Consider the following 19,127-nt stretch of genomic DNA (forward strand, 5'->3'; position numbering starts at 1 on the left):
GTGTCACCACAGGACGAGCAGCTGACCCGTGTCTGGACCGACGCCGTCGTCGAGCTCGAGCAGAGCCCGGACATCACGCCGCGGCAGCTCGCCTTCGTCAAGCTCGCGAAGCCGCTGGGCCTCCTGGACGGCACGATGCTCCTCGCGGTCGGCAACGACCTGACCAAGGAGTACCTCGAGACGCGCGTCCGCACGGAGGTCGTGAGCGCGCTGTCCTCGGCGCTCGGGCGCGAGGCGCGCTTCGCGATCACGGTCGACGCCGACCTCGCCCCCATCGACGGCGACGGTCCCCAGCTCCGCCCGCTCCCCACGCCCGTCGCCGAGCACAGCCCGGTGCGCGGCTCGGACCACGACGAGGACGACGAGCCGGCCCGCGAGCCGTTCCGCCCGTCGTCGCGCCGGCCCGTCCCCCCGACGGAGCCGGCCCGCCTGAACCCGAAGTACCTGTTCGAGACCTTCGTCATCGGCTCGTCGAACAGGTTCGCGCACGCGGCGGCGGTGGCCGTGGCCGAGGCGCCCGCGAAGGCCTACAACCCGCTGTTCATCTACGGCGACTCGGGGCTGGGCAAGACCCACCTGCTGCACGCGATCGGGCACTACGCGCAGAACCTCTACCCGAGCGTGCGCGTGCGGTACGTGAACTCCGAGGAGTTCACCAACGACTTCATCAACTCGATCCGCGACGACAAGGCCGGCGCGTTCCAGCGCCGCTACCGCGAGGTCGACGTGCTCCTCATCGACGACATCCAGTTCCTGCAGGGCAAGGAACAGACGATGGAGGAGTTCTTCCACACGTTCAACACGCTCCACAACGCCAACAAGCAGGTCGTGATCACGTCCGACCTGCCGCCCAAGCAGCTCAACGGGTTCGAGGACCGCATGCGGTCGAGGTTCGAGTGGGGCCTCATCACCGACGTGCAGCCGCCGGACCTCGAGACGCGTATCGCGATCCTGCGCAAGAAGGCGGGCAGCGAGAAGCTCCAGGCGCCCGACGACGTGCTCGAGTACATCGCGTCGAAGATCTCGACGAACATCCGGGAGCTCGAGGGCGCGCTGATCCGGGTGACGGCGTTCGCGAACCTCAACCGGCAGCAGGTCGACCTGTCGCTCGCGGAGATCGTCCTCAAGGACCTGATCACCGACGACAACACCGCCGAGATCACCGCGACGCAGGTCATCGGGCAGACGGCCGCGTACTTCGGCCTGAGCATCGACGACCTCTGCGGCTCGTCGCGCTCCCGGGTGCTGGTGACGGCCCGGCAGATCGCGATGTACCTGTGCCGCGAGCTCACGGACCTCTCGCTGCCGAAGATCGGACAGGCGTTCGGCGGCCGGGACCACACGACGGTGATGCACGCGAACCGCAAGATCCGCGAGCTCATGGCGGAGCGCCGCTCGATCTACAACCAGGTCACAGAGCTCACGAACCGGATCAAGCAGCAGAACCGCGGCTGAGCCCCCACGACGTCAGGAAGGGCCGGAGGACACGTGTCCCCGGCCCTTCGTGCTGTTCGCTCGGGTGGGCGTCCCCAGCCTGTGCACGGCCCGCTCGCACGTGATCGCGCGGGAGACGGGGTGCCTCGTCGCGCGTGTCCACACCCCGTCCACAAGTCTGGGGACGACCTCGACCCGAGCCCAAGAGAGGCATGGGACGAATGTTCACACCTGTGCACACACCTGTGGATGACGGTGGACGACACGCTGCGCGCATGTGGACGACACACCCCGTCCCCGTGGACGACGCCGTGGCGATTCTTCCCGTCCACCGGGGCCCGGAGATGTCCACGGGTCCGACCCACACGCCGTGCACACGGCCACAGCGGCGCTGACCTGCGGAAACGGCCTTTGTCCACAGAGTGCACAGACGCTATGACGATGACGACTCATCTTCAGCGGAGAAATCCACACACCTTCGAAGACCTCCTGGGCCGATCGACCGACCGAGGGGCGCTGGGGCAGCGCGACGACGGCCGAGGACTCACCGACGACGCCGTCCACAGTCCGGTACCGGCGTCATCGCCACTCGCGTAGTCTTCCGAGCAACCCGTGCTCCCGCACCGCAGCCAGGCGTCCCCTCGCATGTCGTCCCGCGGCGCTGATCCTCACGAGCGCGGGTTCGCAGCGCCTGCGGCTCGACCGCCGTGGGCCGGCGGGTCACCGGCGTCCGGCGACCCCAGGACCGAGAGGGTGGGGCATGAAGTTCCGCGTCGACCGTGACGTTCTCGCCGAAGCAGTCACGTGGACGGCTCGCAGCCTGCCGACCCGCCCCCCGGTCCCGGTGCTCGCGGGCGTGCGCATCGAGGCCGACGCCTCGGGCACGCTCCAGCTCTCGAGCTTCGACTACGAGGTCTCGGCCCGCTCGGAGATCGCCGCCGACGTGAGCGAGCCCGGCACGGTCCTGGTCTCGGGCCGCCTGCTCGCGGAGATCTCGCGCGCGCTGCCGGCCAAGCCGGTCGACGTCGTGCTCGACGGCACCAAGGTCACCGTGACCTGCGGCGCGAGCCGGTTCACGCTCCTGACGATGCCGGTCGAGGACTACCCCGCACTCCCCGCGATGCCCGCGGTCACCGGCACGGTCGAGGGCGACGCCCTGACCCACGCGGTCGCCCAGGTGACCATCGCCGCGAGCCGGGACGACACGCTCCCGCTGCTCACGGGCGTCCGGATGGAGATCGAGGGCGAGAAGATCACGCTCCTCGCGACCGACCGCTACCGCCTCGCGCTGCGCGAGCTCACCTGGACGCCCGCCTCGCCGGACATCTCGACGGTCGCGCTGGTCCGGGCCCGCACGCTCTCGGACGCCGCGAAGTCGCTCGGCTCGTCGAGCTCGGTCAACGTCGCGCTCGCAACCGGTCAGGGCGTCGACCTCATCGGCTTCGAGGCCGGCGGCCGCCACACGACGTCGCTCCTGGTCGACGGCGACTACCCCGCCGTCCGCCGCCTGTTCCCCGACGAGACCCCGATCCACGCGATCGTCCTCACGCAGACCCTGGCGGACGCCGCGAAGCGCGTCTCGCTCGTCGCGGAGCGCAACACCCCCATCCGGCTGTCGTTCACCGAGGGCGAGGTCGTGCTCGACGCGGGCCAGGGCGACGACGCGCAGGCGTCCGAGGCGCTCGAGGCGACGCTCGTCGGCGAGGACATCTCGGTCGCGTTCAACCCGCAGTTCCTGCTCGACGGCCTCGGTGCGCTCACGACGCCGTTCGTGCGCATGTCGTTCACGCACCCGAACAAGCCGGTCGAGTTCACCGGGCAGGAGTCGCTCGACGGCGACGACCTGCAGGAGTACCGCTACCTGCTCGTGCCGATCCGGTTCGCGAGCTGACCTTCCCCGCTTCCTCGGGCGCACCACCGTGCCGGCCCGCCGTCCCGCTCTCGACGGGGCAGGCTCGCCCGGCGGCACCGCACCCACCAGGGAGCACCCCACCCCGGGAGCACGCGACCGGCCCCCACGGCCCGGTCGCGCACCGGCACGACGAACGAGAGGCTGACCCCATGCACATCGGACTGGTCGGGCTGGGCAAGATGGGTGCCAACATGCGCGAGCGCCTGCGCGTGGGAGGCATCGAGGTCACGGGGTACGACCGCAACCCCGACGTCTCGGACGTCGCGTCGCTCGCGGATCTCGTCGCCGCGATGTCGGCGGGCGAGCGGATCGTGTGGGTCATGGTGCCCTCGGGCGCGCCGACGCGTGCGGTCATCGACGAGCTGGGCGGGCTCCTCGGCGCCGGTGACCTCGTCATCGAGGGCGGCAACTCCCACTACGCCGAGGACGCGGTGCACGCCGCCGCCCTCGCCGAGAAGGGGATCCACTACATCGACGTCGGCGTCTCGGGCGGTGTCTGGGGCCGCGAGAACGGCTACGGGCTCATGGTCGGCGGCGACGAGGCGCAGGTCGCGCGCCTCCTGCCGGTGTTCGACGTGCTGCGTCCCGAGGGGCCGCGCGAGGAGGGCTTCGTGCACGCCGGCGCGGTCGGCGCCGGGCACTACGCCAAGATGGTGCACAACGGCATCGAGTACGGCCTGATGCAGGCGTACGCCGAGGGCTACGAGCTGCTCGAGGCGAAGGACATCGTCACGGACGTCCCGGGCACGCTCAAGGCGTGGACGCGCGGGACCGTCGTGCGGTCGTGGCTCCTGGACCTGCTGGTCAAGGCGCTCGAGGAGGACAACGAGCTCGCGGCGATCGACGACTGGGTCGAGGACTCGGGCGAGGGCCGCTGGACCGTCGACGAGGCGATCGACGCCGCCGTCCCGCTCCCGGTCATCTCCGCGGCGCTGTTCGCGCGGTTCGCGTCGCGCCAGGGCGCCTCCCCCGCCATGAAGGCCGTCGCTGCGCTGCGTCAGCAGTTCGGCGGGCACGCCGTGCGCGCGGCGGGTCAGCACGTCGCCCCGGAGACCCCGGGCGGCGTCACCTCGGCCGGCTAGCCCCACCGATGTATGTCGCGCACCTCTCGCTGACCGACTTCCGGTCGTACCCGCACGTCGAGCTCCCGCTCGAGCCGGGGATCACGGCCCTCGTCGGACCGAACGGCCAGGGCAAGACGAACCTGGTCGAGGCGATCGGCTACGTCGCGACGCTCGGCAGCCACCGTGTGCCGTCAGACGCGGCGTTGGTGCGCGCCGGCGCGTCCCGGGCCGTGGTGCGGACGCGGATCGTGCGCGAGGCCGACCCCGCGACCGGGGCGTCGGAGCGCACGAGCCTCGTCGAGATCGAGGTCACGCCCGGCAAGGCGAACCGGGCGAGGGTCAACGGCGGGGCGCCCGGTCGGGCCCGTGACGTGCTCGGGCTGCTCCGGACCGTGCTGTTCGCCCCGGAGGACCTCGCGCTCGTCAAGGGCGACCCGGACGGCCGCCGGCGGTTCCTCGACGAGCTCGCGGTGCTCGTGACCCCCCGGCTCGCAGGCGTGCTGGCCGACTACGACCGCGTCCTGCGTCAGCGCAGCGCGCTGCTCAAGTCGGCGGCGCAGGCGGTGCGTGGCTCGCGCGGCAGCGCCGACCTGCGGACGCTCGACGTGTGGGACGCGAAGCTCGCGCAGGCGGGCGCGCAGGTCATCGTCGCGCGGCTGGCGATCGTCGCGGCGATGGGGCCGCACGTCGCGCGCGCGTACGAGCAGGTCAGCTCCGGTCAGGGCGCCGCGGTCGTGTCGTACCGCTCGACGCTCGACGCCGCGCTCGAGCAGTCGGACGGCCGCGACGGACCCGGCCCGCGCGGCGGTCGGAGCGACGGCGCTCCCGGCACCGGCCCCGTCGGCGCAGGCGCTCCCGGCGCACCCGGCACGGGCCCCTCGGCCGCACCCGCTGCCCCGGTGCCCGCGCCCGAGCTCGTCGAGGCGCAGCTGCTCGAGGCGATGGGCCGGCTGCGACCCAAGGAGATCGAGCGGGGCGTGTGCCTCGTCGGCCCGCACCGGGACGACCTCGTGCTCACGCTCGGCGGGCTCCCGGCGAAGGGTTATGCGAGCCACGGCGAGTCGTGGTCGTTCGCGCTCGCGCTGCGCCTCGCGTCCTACACGCTCCTGACGCAGGGACCGGACGAGACCTCGTCGTCCACGGGTGTGGACAACCTGTGGACAATGGGCTGGGGCGATGACGGCGAGCCCGTGCTCCTGCTCGACGACGTGTTCGCCGAGCTCGACTCCCGGCGCCGGACCCGCCTCGCGGAGCTCGTGGCCCCCGCCCGGCAGGTGATCATCACGGCCGCGGTCGCCGGGGACGTCCCCGAGCAGCTCGCGGGTGCCCGCGTCGACGTCATGGCCGGCGAGGTGTCGCGTGTCCTCTGAGGGCCCGCGCACGGGCGGGCAGCGCGGGGCCGGGGATGGGAGCGACCCCGCGCGGGACGGGGCCGAGGACCGGCGGGACGCGCAGCAGGACACGTCCCCGACGCGCAGCCGGTCCCCGGACGACGCCGCGACACCGGGACGTCCGCGGCACACCGGACCGCAGGACCCGCTGTGGACAGGCCCCGTCCCGGGGCTCCCCGCGGGCGCCGGTGACGACCTGTTCTCGTCCGGCGACGAGCCCGTGCGCCGTCGCCGGCGCTCACCGACCCCGCGAGCGTCGGCCGACCCCGCGCAGCCCCACCCGTCCGACGCGCCACCGCCCGAGCCGCCCGACGAGGACGGGACCCCGTGGGTCGAGAAGCCGTTCGACGCCGACGACGTCCTGCCCGAGCCCGCTCCGCCGAAGGCTCCCGACGGCGTCCCGATCGGCGAGCTCGTCGAGCTCACTCCCCCGGCGCTCGTCGCCCGCGAGGCGCTCAACCGCGCGAAGGCCGCAGCCCGTGCCCGGGGCTTCCGCCCAGGTCAGGAGCCTCGTCGCCGCCCGCTGGACCCGCCGAAGGGCTCGGCGGGCAAGGACGCGCGCGATCCGCAGACGGTCGGCGACACGCTCGCCCGGCTGCTGCGCGACCGGGGCTGGGTGCAGGACGTGTCGGTCGGCGGGGTCATCGGCCGGTGGCGCGAGGTGGTGGGCGACCAGATCGCCGACCACTGCGAGCCGGAGACGTTCCAGGACGGCGTCCTGACGGTCCGGACCGACTCGACGGCGTGGGCGACGCAGGTCCGGCTGCTCGTGCCGCGCCTGCTGCTGCGGCTCGCCGACGACGTCGGGGAGGGTGTCGTGCGCGAGGTCCGGGTGGTCGGCCCGTCGGGCCCGGGGTTCGGGCGAGGCCCCCGGTCGGTCCCCGGCCGCGGACCCCGCGACACGTGGGGATGACCGCCCGCGCGACCCCGCAGACGCGCCCGCGCCACCCCGTGGCGGCCCCTCGGGCCACCCCGACGCAGCCGCCCGCGACACCCGTGGGGTGAGGTGCCCGTACATCGGGGGTCCAGGCTCGTCCGCCAGGTAGACTGTGAAGGTCATTCCTGGCGCGTCTGCGCCCGGAACTCCAGCGTCGTGGAGTGATCTGCCCTCGATCCGCCCTCCGGGGCGTCAGCGGCACCTCCGCGCGCGTGCGAGACCTTGAGGAGCACCACCGCCCGTGGCCGAGCAGAGCAGCACCGCCGGAACCAGCACACCCGACGGCACCACCCCCGCATCGTCCAACGGCGGATACGACGCGAGCGCCATCACCGTCCTCGAAGGGCTCGAGGCCGTCCGCAAGCGCCCGGGCATGTACATCGGCTCGACGGGCGCGCGCGGGCTGCACCACCTCGTCTCCGAGGTCGTCGACAACTCGGTCGACGAGGCGCTCGCCGGCTACTGCGACCACATCGAGGTGACGCTGCTCGCGGACGGCGGCGTGCGCGTCGTCGACAACGGCCGTGGCATCCCCGTCGCCATCCACCCGACCGAGGGCCGGCCGACCGTCGAGGTCGTCATGACGATCCTGCACGCGGGCGGCAAGTTCGGCGGCGCCGGCTACGCGGTCTCGGGCGGTCTGCACGGTGTCGGCATCTCGGTCGTCAACGCGCTGTCCACGCGCGTCGAGACGGTCGTCAAGCGCGACGGCTTCGTGTGGGAGCAGTCCTTCCACGACGGCGGCAAGCCGAACGGCGAGCTCCGCAAGAAGGAGGCGACCGACGAGACGGGCACGTCGCAGACCTTCTGGGCGGACCCGTCGATCTTCGAGACCGTCGAGTACGACTTCGAGACGCTGCGCGCGCGGTTCCAGCAGATGGCGTTCCTCAACAAGGGCCTGCAGATCTCCCTGACCGACGAGCGCCCCGAGCACACCGGCACGGGCGACGAGATCACCGACGCCCCGGCGACCGACGAGGCGCCCGACGCCGCGAAGGAGACGTCCGCGGGCCGCACGGTCACGTACAAGTACGACGGCGGGCTCGTCGACTACGTCAAGCACCTGAACTCGGCGAAGAAGGTCGAGGTCGTCCACCCGGAGATCATCGACTTCGAGTCGGAGGACACCGAGCGCCGCATCTCCGTCGAGATCGCGATGCAGTGGACCAACGCCTACTCGGAGTCGGTGCACACGTACGCGAACACGATCACGACGACCGAGGGCGGCACGCACGAGGAGGGCTTCCGCGCGGCGATGACCTCGCTCATCAACCGCTACGCGCGCGAGAAGAACATCATCAAGGAGAAGGACGAGAACCTCACGGGCGACGACATCCGCGAGGGGCTCACGGCCGTCATCTCCATCAAGCTCGGTGAGCCGCAGTTCGAGGGCCAGACGAAGACGAAGCTCGGCAACACCGAGGCGAAGGCGTTCGTGCAGCGCGTCGTCAACGAGCAGCTGGGCGACTGGCTCGACTCGCACCCGACCGAGGCGCGCGACGTCATCCGCAAGTCGATCCAGGCGGCGGCGGCGCGCATGGCGGCCCGGAAGGCCCGCGAGGCGACCCGGCGCAAGGGCCTGCTGGAGTCGGGCGGCATGCCGGGCAAGCTGCGCGACTGCCAGTCGAACCGCCCGGAGGAGTGCGAGATCTTCATCGTCGAGGGCGACTCGGCCGGGGGCTCGGCGGTCCGCGGCCGCAACCCGCGCACGCAGGCGATCCTCCCGATCCGCGGCAAGATCCTCAACGTCGAGCGGGCCCGCCTGGACAAGGCGCTCGCCAACCAGGAGGTCCAGGCGCTCATCACGGCGTTCGGGACCGGCATCGGCGAGGACTTCGACCTCGCGAAGCTGAGGTACCACAAGATCGTGCTCATGGCCGACGCCGATGTCGACGGCCAGCACATCTGCACCCTGCTGCTCACGCTGCTGTTCCGGTACATGCGCCCGCTCATCGAGAACGGCAACGTGTTCCTCGCGCAGCCGCCGCTGTACCGGATCAAGTGGTCGAACGCGCCGCACGACTACGTGTACTCGGACCGTGAGCGCGACCAGTACCTCAAGGACGGCCAGGCCGCCGGCAAGCGGATCCCCAAGGACAACGCGATCCAGCGCTACAAGGGTCTCGGCGAGATGGACTACTCGGAGCTGTGGGAGACCACGATGTCGCCCGAGCACCGCACGCTCCTGCAGGTCAACCTCGACGAGGCCGCGGCCGCCGACGAGATCTTCTCGGTGCTCATGGGTGAGGACGTCGAGGCCCGGCGCTCGTTCATCCAGCGCAACGCGAGGGACGTGCGGTTCCTCGACATCTGAGCGGCGCCGCCCACGAGCGCCCACCCCGCACGCCCTGGACTGAGCAGCACCTGAGCAGCACCGAGCCTGAACAAGAGGACCGAACCGTTGACTGACAACTTCGCCGGCGCCGAGCACGGGAACATCGACCAGGTCGACCTGCAGCTCGAGATGCAGCGGTCCTACCTGGACTACGCGATGTCCGTGATCGTCGGACGCGCGCTCCCCGACGTGCGGGACGGCCTCAAGCCGGTGCACCGCCGCGTCCTGTACGCGATGTACGACGGCGGCTACCGCCCGGACCGGCAGTTCTCGAAGTGCAGCCGCGTCGTCGGCGACGTCATGGGCAAGTTCCACCCGCACGGCGACACGTCGATCTACGACGCGCTGGTCCGCCTCGTGCAGGACTGGTCGATGCGGTACCCGCTCGTGTGGGGCCAGGGGAACTTCGGCTCCCCCGGCAACGACCCGGCCGCCGCGCCGCGGTACACCGAGTGCAAGATGGCGCCGCTGTCGATGGAGATGGTCCGCGACATCGACGAGGACACCGTCGACTTCCAGGACAACTACGACGGCCGCACCCAGGAGCCGTCGGTCCTGCCCTCGCGCTTCCCGAACCTGCTGGTCAACGGCTCGGCGGGCATCGCGGTCGGCATGGCGACAAACATCCCGTCGCACAACCTGCGCGAGGTCGCCGACGGCGTGCAGTGGCACCTGGACCACCCGGAGGCGTCGAACGAGGAGCTGCTCGACGCGCTGCTCGAGCGCATCAAGGGCCCGGACTTCCCGACGGGCGCGACGATTCTCGGCCACCGCGGCATCGAGGAGGCGTACCGCACCGGTCGCGGCTCGATCACGATGCGGGCCGTCGTGCAGGTCGAGGAGATCCAGAACCGGATCTGCCTCGTCGTCACCGAGCTGCCGTACCAGGTGAACCCCGACAACCTGGCGCTGAAGATCGCGGACCTGGTCAAGGACGGCCGGATCACCGGCATCGCCGACATCCGCGACGAGACGTCGGGCCGCACGGGCCAGCGCCTCGTGATCGTGCTCAAGCGCGACGCGGTCGCCAAGGTCGTGCTGAACAACCTCTACAAGCACACGCAGCTGCAGGACACGTTCGGCGCGAACATGCTCGCGCTGGTCGACGGGGTCCCGCGCACGCTCAGCATCGACGCGTTCGTCCGGCACTGGACGTCCCACCAGCTCGAGGTCATCGTCCGGCGCACGAAGTACCGCCTGCGCCAGGCCGAGGAGCGCATCCACATCTACCGCGGCCTGCTCAAGGCGCTCGACGCGCTCGACGAGGTCATCGCGCTCATCCGCCGCTCCCCCGACGCCGACCAGGCGCGCACGGGCCTCATGGACCTGCTCGAGATCGACGAGATCCAGGCGAACGCGATCCTCGCAATGCAGCTGCGCCGGCTCGCCGCCCTGGAGCGCCAGAACATCCTCGACGAGCACGCGCGCCTCGAGGCCGTCATCGCCGAGCTCAACGACATCCTCGCCTCCGACGTCCGCCAGCGGACGATCGTCAAGGAGGAGCTCGCCGAGATCGTCGCGAAGAGCGGCGACGACCGCCGCACGAAGATCCTCCCGTTCGACGGCGAGGTCTCGATCGAGGACCTCATCGCCGAGGAGGAGATGGTCGTCACGATCACCCGCGGCGGCTACGTGAAGCGCACGCGCAGCGACAACTACCGGGCGCAGCGCCGCGGCGGCAAGGGCGTGCGCGGGGCCCAGCTCCGCGAGGACGACATCGTCGACCACTTCTTCGTCACGACGACGCACCACTGGCTGCTGTTCTTCACGAACCTCGGCCGCGTCTACCGCGCGAAGGCGTACGAGCTGCCCGAGGGCGGCCGCGACGCCAAGGGCCAGCACGTCGCGAACCTGCTCGCGTTCCAGCCCGGCGAGAAGATCGCGCAGGTGCTCGACATCCGCGACTACGAGCAGGCCGAGTACCTGGTCCTCGCGACCAAGCGCGGCCTGGTCAAGAAGACCCGCCTCTCGGAGTACGACTCCAACCGCTCGGGCGGCGTCATCGCGATCAACCTGCGCGAGGACGACGAGGGCAACCCCGACGAGCTCGTGTCGGCGCGCATCGTCGACTCGACCGACGACCTCATCCTCGTCTCGCGCAAGGGCCAGTCGATCCGCTTCACGGCGACCGACGACGCGCTGCGCCCGATGGGCCGCGCGACGTCCGGCGTCACGGGGATGAAGTTCCGCTCCGACGACGAGCTGCTCGCGATGGACGTCGTGACCGACGACGCCTTCCTGTTCACCGTGACCCAGGGCGGGATCGCGAAGCGCACCGCGCTGACGACCGACAACTACCGGGTCCAGGGCCGCGGCGGCCTCGGCATCAAGGTCGCGAACCTCCCCGAGGCGAACGGCGACCTCGTCGGGGCGCTCGTGACGGACCCGGAGGACGAGGTCCTGGTGATCATGGAGCGGGGCAAGATCGTCCGCTCCGCGACCTCCGAGGTCAACGCGACCGGTCGCGCGACGCAGGGCGTGATCTTCGCCAAGCCGGACGCGAACGACCGCATCATCGCGGTCGCCCGCAACATCGAGCGCCACCTGGCGGACGATGCGGGTACCGTGGACGACGAGAACGAGTCGGGGGACGCCGTCGCGGCGGACACTGACGCCACTACGCAGGGCGGGTCGGACGCACCGACCGCCGCGGAGACATCCGCGCAGGAGGATGCATGAGCAGCGAGTCCGCCCCTCCGTCGATCCCGCCGCGCAAGCGGCCGACGGCACCGGCGACCCGCCCGTCGTCGTCCACGCCTCCGCTGAGGCCCGCCGGCTCGGCCGCGGTCGACACCGAGGCGCCCCCGGCGCCCGGTGCGGCGTACGCGGACACGCCGTCGCGCGAGCCCGTGGACACGCCCGCGCCGCGCACCGAGGAGCGCCCGGCGCCCTCGTCGACGCGGACCGCCGTGGACCCGCCGCCGCCGGCCGACCCCGAGGAGCCGTCGCCCCTGCAGGTCGCGGTCGGCTCTGTCGCGTCCTCCCTCAAGAAGGCCGCAGCGAAGACCCAGGCCGCCCTCGCGTCGGCCGCCCACCCGCGTGCCGAGGAGCGGACCATGAGCGCCACCGCGACCGGTGCGCAGCGCACCGTCAACGGCCAGTCCCCGCGTCCCGCGACCGGGAGCATGAAGGCCGTCCCCGGGGCACCGCGCCGGGTGCGTCTCGCGCTCTCGCGCGTCGACCCCTGGTCGGTCATGAAGCTCGCGTTCCTGCTCTCCGTCGCGATCGGCATCATGATCGTGGTCGCCGCGGCCGTCGTGTGGCTCACGCTCGACGGCATGCAGGTCTTCGCCAAGGCCGACTCGCTCGTGCGCGAGGTCCTCGGCGCCGAGAGCCCCGTGAACATCCTCGAGTACGTCGAGTTCCAGCGGATCGTCTCCGCGGCGACCCTCGTCGCCGTCATCGACGTCTTCCTCATCACCGCGCTCTCGACCATCGGCGCATTCCTCTACAACCTCACGGCCGCGCTGGTCGGCGGGGTGCACCTCACGCTGACGGACGAGTGAGCGGAACCCGGTTTGGGCCGGGTGCCGCGCTGCGGTAGTCTCATCCGGCGCACCCCGTCGTCCTGACGGTGCGCGCACGGGCCTATAGCTCAGACGGTTAGAGCGCTTCCCTGATAAGGAAGAGGTCACAGGTTCAAGTCCTGTTAGGCCCACTCCCGACCCGTGGGGGATCCATGAAGAAGGTGCTTCTCCTCGCGGCGGTCGCCGCAGCCGGGTTCTACGCCTGGCAGCGGTACACGCAGGACCGCGACGAGCGGGACCTGTGGGCCGAGGTCACGGACACCTTCGAGTAGTCCTCCCCCGCGGCAGCCGGACCCCGGTCCGGTGGTTCCACCCAGGGGCCATGGCGCAATTGGTAGCGCACCTGCTTTGCAAGCAGGGGGTTAGGGGTTCGAGTCCCCTTGGCTCCACCAGTGGTGAGGCCCTTTCCGTGTGTCGGAGAGGGCCTGTGCTGTGTCACGTGCGCGGCTTTCTGCAGGGGTGGTCGTCGTTCCCCTGCCACAGGGTGTCGCGCGGATGACCCCCGTGTCCCCCCGCTCCGGGGGTGAAGCAGCACGTTCTGCGGCAGACTCCCGGTGAGAGCTCTGCTCCTTCGTGCAGCCCCCCTTCGTGCACCCCCTCCCGCTAGCGCACCCGCCCTTGGAGGTTCCCGTGCCTTCCCTGTCCCGTCTGCGGCCGGTCGTGCTGGTCGTCGCTGTCGCTCTCGCCCTCACGGGGTGCGGGTTCGACACCACCATCGGCGACGGCACCAACCGTGCCCGAGCCCAGGAGATCGTCGACGACATCAAGTCCGCCGTCGAGGAGGCGCAGGCTGAGAACGCCGAGGAGACCGGGGTCTTCGGTGAGGACCCGCCGGCCGAGACGCAGGCCATCCGGACCGACACCAACACCGCCTTCGTGTACGACGAGTACCAGGCGACCCTCGAGGGTGTGATCGCCTCGTTGGACGAGTTCTGGGCCCGTGAGCTCCCCGCCACCTTCGATGCCTCGTACACCCGTCCCACCCAGTTCGTGTACTACCGTCCCGAGCAGGAGCCCGGGCCCCGTTGTGGCGACCAGGAGGCACCGGCCGAGAACGCCTTCTACTGCCCGGCCGGGGATTTCATTGCCTGGGACGAGACCGGCCTGATGATCCCCTTCTACGTCTCCTCCGGTGATTTCGCTGCGGCGTTCGTCCTCGCCCACGAGTACGGCCACGCCATGCAGTTCCGCCTCCCGGAGCAGGAGCAGCTCGGGGTCCTCCGGGAGCTCCAGGCGGACTGCTTCGCCGGGGCGTGGGCGAGGGACGTGCAGGAGCAGGGCTTGCTGGAGGCCGGTGACCTCGACGAGGCGACGCTGGCGGTCTTCGCCGCCCGTGACGTCCCCGGCACCCCGTTCACCGACCCCCAGGCGCACGGCACAGGCTTCGAGCGCACCCGGGCCTTCGCGGACGGCTACGAGGGTGGCGCCGGCACGTGCTACCCCGCTCCGGCGGAGGACTGGGTCGTCGAGGCCCAGCAGTAGTCCCCATGCCTCGGACCACGCCGCCGACGCTGTGCCAGCAGGGGGTTGAGGGTTCGAGCCTCTGAGCTCACCGCAGGTCCGTGCCGTTCTCGCCACCACCGCGAAGCGGCTCTGGCCACGAGGTGCAGCACTGGACGCGTTCCCCTGGCCAGGCTGCCCAGCAGCCTCGGCGGGTACATCGGGCGTGCACCCAGCCACTGCGGCCCTCGACGATCGCAGCTACCCCTTTCGGGCACTCGTGGGTGTCCGGGCGAGCAGATCCGCTCTCCGAGCGTTGCTGGTGCCGCGATCGCTTGGTTCGCTGGAGCGAACCAGGGGAAGGCTGCGTATGCCCGCCGACCGAGATGCAGTGGACGTGCGCCGCTCCGCGACGACCGTGTCCGCCCACGTCGCACGCGCTCCGGCGCCCGCGACGTCGGACACGGCTACGGTCTCGAGCCTTCTGGGCGTGTCTTCCGTGCGCGGTACCGCCGGCCGGACGGGTGCGGAGGGCGACCATGTGCCGGGCCGGGTCCGGGTGGTCGGCCTCAGCCGTGACCTCTCCGGGCCCAGGGGCATGACGCACCTGCAGCGCAGCGCCGGGAACGGGGCTGTGAGTCGACTGGTCGCGGCGCACTCCGTTGTGCAACGTCAGGACGTCGACAGCGCGGGCACGCTGGACGAGCGGTACCAGTCAGCGCTGCGCTCCGCTGACTCCACCGGCGACTATCGGACGGCGGCCGAGCTCCTCAACGGGTTCAGTCGCGACGACATCGCCAGCAGGCTCGCCGCTCTCACCGACGAGCAGGTGTCCTACTTGCACCTCGGCGCCACCGGCAACCCCAACGTCGGACCGGGGTCCCAGGTCGCCCAGCTCACGGCCCCCGGCGAGCCGCGGGCCTCCACCGTCGGCCCCACGAGCAGCACAGGCACGACGTCCGCGGGTCCGGCACAAGGATCTGTGCCCGCTGCGACAGGCCTCACACCGGAGCAGATCGCCGCGATGACGCCGACCGAGCGGATGATCGAGGCCTTCGCGCGCGCCCGCATCGACACGGCACTGCGCGAGAGGCTCCTTCAGGTGTTCACACCGGAGACCTTTGTCGTCGCCGTCGTGTCGTTCCTCATCGCCTTCGGGGCGTCGCAGGTCACGCCCGTCGGCTGGGCGGCGGACGTGGCGATCCTGCTCACCGTCGTCTTCACGGGTGTCGCGCTGCTGCGTGCGATCGACCACCTCATGGGCTTTGCGGCAGCGCGGAATGCGACGACGGAGGCGGACCTCGACGCGGCAGGCATGGAGTTCTCGCACGCCGTCGCCGGCCTCTCGGTCGACGCCCTGATCCTGCTCCTCACGCGTCGCATCGCGCCGGCCGCGGGCGGCGGCGGTCCACCGCCCGCGCTGTCGGGCTTCGTCTTCGCGGGGCGCAACGGAGAGCTCGTGATGATCGCGGTCGACACGGTGCCGGTCGCGGTGGCCGGGGAGGTGGGCATCGCCAGCGGCGGGCTCATGTCGATGTCCGGACGCGGCGGTCGTCGTGGTGGCGGTCATGACGACGACCACGACGAGTACGAGGACATGCCGCGCCGTACACGGATCAGCGACGGCAACAAGTCCGAGCTCCAGGAGTCCGGCTGGCTCAGGGGACGGCTGCCCGACGTCGAACGGCGCCGGGAGTTCATGGAGTGGCTCCAGCGCGGGCACGAGATCGGGGAGCCTCACCAGCACCTGCGTCCCGGATCCCGGGAGGCTGAGGCCGCGCTCCGCGACTTCCTGCTCGAGAACCCGTGACGTGCGGGAGCTGCTCGGGGTCCGTCCGGCTCACCCCGTCGGCTCTTGCCGCTGGACGCGACCGGTGGCCGTGACGCATCCTCACACCACGGAGGGCCGCTCCCGGGGGTGAGTCCCGGGAGCGGCCCTCCGCTGTGTGCTGCCGCCCGCGCCGGCGTGATCCTGACGCGGACGCCAGGTCTAGCCGACTGTGCAGGCCGCGCCGTTGACCGTGAAGGTGGTCGGGGCGACGTGCGTGCCGGTGAGCGTGCCGTTGAAGCCGACCTCGATCGACGCGCCCGCGGCGAGCGAGCCGTTCCAGGCGGCGTTCTTGGCGGTGACGGCGGTGCCGGTCTGCGACCAGGTCGCGCTCCAGCCCTGCGTCACGGTCTGCCCGGCGGGCATCGCGAACGCGAGCGTCCACGAGCTGAGCGCCGCGGAGCCCGTGTTCGTGATGCGCACCGCGCCGGTGAAGCCGGAGCCCCACGTGTTGGCGGTGTACTTCACGCTGCACGACGACGGCGGCGTGGTGGTGCCGTTCGTGGTCGTGAACGACACCGGCGCGCTCCACGCGGAGACGTTGCCCGCGCCGTCCTTGGCCCGCACGGCGTACTGGTACGCCGTCGACGCCGTGAGGCCCGTCAGGGCGTGCGTCGGGCCGGTGGACGAGGCCACGACGGTCGTCGCGGTGCCGGAGACCCGGCCGATGTCGTAGCCGGCGACGCCGCTGACGTGGTCCTGACCGTTGCTCGGGTCGCTCGAGGCGGTCCAGGTCAGGGTCGCGCCGGTGGCGCTCACGCCGGCCGCGGTGAGGGCCGCCGGGACGGTCGGGGCGGTCGTGTCGGGGCCCGGGTCGACGATGACGCCCGTCGTCCGGAACGTCACGGCGGTGCCGCGCGCCGAGACGTTGCCGGCCGTGTCCTTCGCGGCGACCGCGTAGGTGTACGCCGTGTCGGGCGTGAGGCCGGTGAGCGCGTAGCCGGGCGTCGTGGTGGTGGCGACGCGCGTGGCCGTCGTCCCCTGCACCCGGTACACCTCGTAGCCGGCGAGCCCGCTGCCGCCCGTGTCCGTGGACGGCGTCCACGAGAGCGTCGCGGACGTGCCGGTGACGGACGACGCGACCGGCGTGCCGGGGACCGACGGCGCCGTGGTGTCGGGGTCGGGCTCGACGACGTCGCCGGGCTCGGTGCCCCAGATCAGCGTGCCGCCCTCGTACAGGGTGATCGCCTTGGTCTTGACCGGGTCGGCCGTGCCGGAGGCGAGGCCGGCGAACGACGGGTCGTTGGCGGCGTTCCACGTCGGGCCGCCCGCGACCCGGAACTGGATCTCGGCGCGGTGCTGCGACTGGCCGCCGGGGTAGATGTTGCGCCCGGTGCAGTCGATCTCGGCGTAGTACAGCGAGCCGCCCGCGGCGACGACGGCCGGCGGGTTCGTCCCGCACTCGGTGTAGTTCGTCGTGACCTTGATGTTCGAGGCCGGCTCGTCGGGGTCGAGCGTGAACCAGTAGCGGAGCTTGGCGTTCGTGAGGCTGCGCGCCGGGTACGCCGACTGGTTGCGGATGATGGCCTTGACCTCGGTGAACATCCCGGTCTGCGGCTGGTTGAGCTTGGCCTCGACGAAGAACTGGTCGCCGTCGGGCACCTCGGCCGTCGGGAAGCTCGCGAGCGGCGTGCCGCCGTACTCCTCGACGAGCCGCGCGAGCGCGCTGGTGAAGCCGGCGTTGTAGTCGGTCGCGACCTCGTTGGCGACGTAGTCCCCGCGGTCGTCGGTGTAGGCGTCGTTCGCGGAGCCGGGCCCGCCGACGAGCGCGCCGTAGAGCACGTGCCGGGTCTTGACCGGGTTGGTCAGCGAGTCGAGCCACGAGCCGTGCGCGGTGCGGTGGTGCGGGTTCTGCGGCGGGTTGGCGCCGAAGCCGACGACGTAGCTGGACTTGCGCGGGTTGTCGCCGAGCGCGTAGTTGATCTGCCGGACGCCGAAGTCGTGGTACCGCGCCTTGCGGGTCGCGTCCGTGATCCAGTCGGAGTAGACCAGCGCGACGAACGAGGTGTTCGCGGCGTACCGGAGCGAGCCCCAGGTGTCGAGCACGGCCTGGCCGCCCGGCGAGTAGTTGATCCTGGCGCCGTTGACGCCGACGGTCCAGTAGTCGAGCCAGCGGTTCGCGTCGTCCACGTACTTCTGCTTGCCGGTCTCCATCGCGAGCAGCGCGTACGCGGCGTAGGACTTGTCGTCCCACGCGACGGTCCACTTGTAGCTGCGCGTGGTCGTCTGGTTCTCGACGCCGAGCCCGTCGTACTCCTTCTCGGCCTTGGCGAGGTAGGTCGCGTCACCGGTGGCCTTGTAGAGCCAGTACGCCCCCCAGACGAGCTCGTCCTGGTAGCCGGACCACGACTTGTAGTACGACGCGGCGTCGGTGACGCAGTCGGAGTACTTGCCGCGGTAGGTGTCGGCGAACGAGTAGAGCTGCTTGGCGTGCGTGAGGAGCTTCGCGGAGTACGTCGGGTCGTCCGTCTTGAACACGATCGAGGCGGCGGCGAGCGACGCGGCGGTCTCCCCCGCGGCGTCGGACCCCGGGCAGGCGGCGGTGATCTTGTAGGCCGGCCGGGCCATCGTCATGACCTCGGCGGGGCCCCACCACTTGTGGTCGTCCGTGCCGTTGCCGACCTGCACGTAGAGCTCGTTGGGGGCGGTGTGGGTCTTGACGAAGTAGTCGTTGACCCAGCGCAGGTTGTCCTTGATCTCGTCGAGCTGGCCCGCCCTGGTGTAGCCGGCCGGGCTCTCGAGGGCACCCCACGCGAGCATCGTCGACGTGAACGCCATCGGCAGGCCGAACTTCACGTGGTCGCCCGCGTCGTACCAGCCGCCGGTCAGGTCCTTGCCCACGTCGGAGCCGTCGGCCAGGCCCGAGTCACCGCGCCACGAGACGCGGTTGCTCGCGGGCAGGTCGCCCGAGCGCTGCGCCTCGTAGAAGAACATCGACTTCTGCAGCGCCTCGGCGTAGTTGAAGTCGGGGGCGGCGGCCGCGGTGGTCGTGAGCATCGGCGCGACGAGCGCACCTGCGGCGAGCGCGACGGTGGCGGAGCCGGCGACCACGGCGCGGCGACGCCGGCCGCGTGGCGCTGGGGCCGGGGCGTCGTGCGCCGGGGCGAGGCGAGACATGGGATCCCTTTCTTCGGCACTGGAGAAACGGGTGGGCACGTCGTCGTGCCCGGTCCGGCGGGATCCGCGCCGTCCCTCTCTCCACGCCCGCGCGTGAACGCCACCCGGAGCTGTTCGCGGGCGGTCCGCCTCCGGCATCGTC

At 71.4% G+C, this 19,127-nt stretch carries 12 protein-coding genes and 2 tRNA genes; 13 read left to right on the forward strand and 1 reads right to left on the reverse strand.

Annotation, left to right across the window (positions count from 1 at the left end; genetic code table 11):
* The 13 genes from dnaA to NXY84_RS00065 all read left to right on the forward strand — a co-directional run bounded on the left by dnaA (nucleotide 1) and on the right by NXY84_RS00065 (nucleotide 15,850).
* A complete protein-coding gene (gene dnaA, locus NXY84_RS00005) occupies nucleotides 1-1,455 on the forward strand; it encodes a chromosomal replication initiator protein DnaA (RefSeq protein WP_258725105.1) in 1,455 nt (484 codons plus the stop codon).
* Nucleotides 1,456-2,194: 739 nt separating this feature from the next.
* Nucleotides 2,195-3,325 carry a DNA polymerase III subunit beta gene (gene dnaN / locus NXY84_RS00010; RefSeq protein ID WP_258725106.1) on the forward strand — a complete coding sequence of 377 codons (1,131 nt, stop codon included), beginning with the start codon at nucleotides 2,195-2,197 and terminating at the stop codon, nucleotides 3,323-3,325.
* Nucleotides 3,326-3,495: 170 nt separating this feature from the next.
* Entirely contained in the window at nucleotides 3,496-4,428 is a 933-nt protein-coding gene (gene gnd, locus NXY84_RS00015) for a phosphogluconate dehydrogenase (NAD(+)-dependent, decarboxylating) (RefSeq protein WP_258725107.1), read from the forward strand.
* Nucleotides 4,429-4,436: 8 nt separating this feature from the next.
* The gene (locus tag NXY84_RS00020; protein WP_258725108.1) at nucleotides 4,437-5,780 is read left to right on the forward strand and encodes a DNA replication/repair protein RecF; all 1,344 of its coding nucleotides are present in this window, start codon (nucleotides 4,437-4,439) and stop codon (nucleotides 5,778-5,780) included.
* Entirely contained in the window at nucleotides 5,770-6,714 is a 945-nt protein-coding gene (locus NXY84_RS21695) for a DciA family protein (RefSeq protein WP_309485032.1), read from the forward strand. The genes NXY84_RS00020 and NXY84_RS21695 overlap by 11 nt, the downstream gene beginning before the upstream one ends.
* 265 nt (nucleotides 6,715-6,979) lie before the next feature.
* Nucleotides 6,980-9,052 (forward strand): DNA topoisomerase (ATP-hydrolyzing) subunit B, encoded by a 2,073-nt coding sequence (gyrB, locus tag NXY84_RS00030; protein WP_258725109.1) that lies wholly within the window; start codon nucleotides 6,980-6,982, stop codon nucleotides 9,050-9,052.
* An 87-nt stretch (nucleotides 9,053-9,139) separates the two neighbouring features.
* Nucleotides 9,140-11,752 carry a DNA gyrase subunit A gene (gene gyrA, locus NXY84_RS00035; protein WP_258725110.1) on the forward strand — a complete coding sequence of 871 codons (2,613 nt, stop codon included), beginning with the start codon at nucleotides 9,140-9,142 and terminating at the stop codon, nucleotides 11,750-11,752.
* Nucleotides 11,749-12,579, forward strand: a complete 831-nt coding sequence (locus tag NXY84_RS00040) for a DUF3566 domain-containing protein (protein ID WP_258725111.1) — start codon at nucleotides 11,749-11,751, stop codon at nucleotides 12,577-12,579. Before gyrA ends, NXY84_RS00040 begins: the two co-directional genes overlap by 4 nt.
* Before the next feature lie 78 nt (nucleotides 12,580-12,657).
* Nucleotides 12,658-12,731 (forward strand) — tRNA-Ile (locus tag NXY84_RS00045).
* A gap of 21 nt (nucleotides 12,732-12,752) precedes the next feature.
* Nucleotides 12,753-12,872, forward strand: coding sequence for a DLW-39 family protein (locus NXY84_RS00050; RefSeq protein WP_211254522.1), 120 nt, complete (start codon nucleotides 12,753-12,755; stop codon nucleotides 12,870-12,872).
* 44 nt (nucleotides 12,873-12,916) lie between these two features.
* A tRNA-Ala gene (locus NXY84_RS00055) sits at nucleotides 12,917-12,992 on the forward strand.
* 238 nt (nucleotides 12,993-13,230) lie between these two features.
* Nucleotides 13,231-14,082, forward strand: a complete 852-nt coding sequence (locus NXY84_RS00060) for a neutral zinc metallopeptidase (protein WP_258725112.1) — start codon at nucleotides 13,231-13,233, stop codon at nucleotides 14,080-14,082.
* Nucleotides 14,083-14,530: 448 nt separating this feature from the next.
* Nucleotides 14,531-15,850 carry a hypothetical protein gene (locus NXY84_RS00065; protein ID WP_258725113.1) on the forward strand — a complete coding sequence of 440 codons (1,320 nt, stop codon included), beginning with the start codon at nucleotides 14,531-14,533 and terminating at the stop codon, nucleotides 15,848-15,850.
* Nucleotides 15,851-16,030: 180 nt separating this feature from the next.
* On the opposite strand, the gene NXY84_RS00070 is transcribed toward NXY84_RS00065, so the two are convergent.
* Nucleotides 16,031-18,985: a glycoside hydrolase family 9 protein gene (locus NXY84_RS00070; RefSeq protein WP_258725114.1), complete on the reverse strand. Its 2,955-nt coding sequence runs from the start codon at nucleotides 18,983-18,985 to the stop codon at nucleotides 16,031-16,033.
* Nucleotides 18,986-19,127 lie beyond the last annotated feature (142 nt).

This window comes from Cellulomonas sp. NS3 (assembly GCF_024757985.1).
Taxonomy (GTDB): domain Bacteria; phylum Actinomycetota; class Actinomycetes; order Actinomycetales; family Cellulomonadaceae; genus Cellulomonas_A.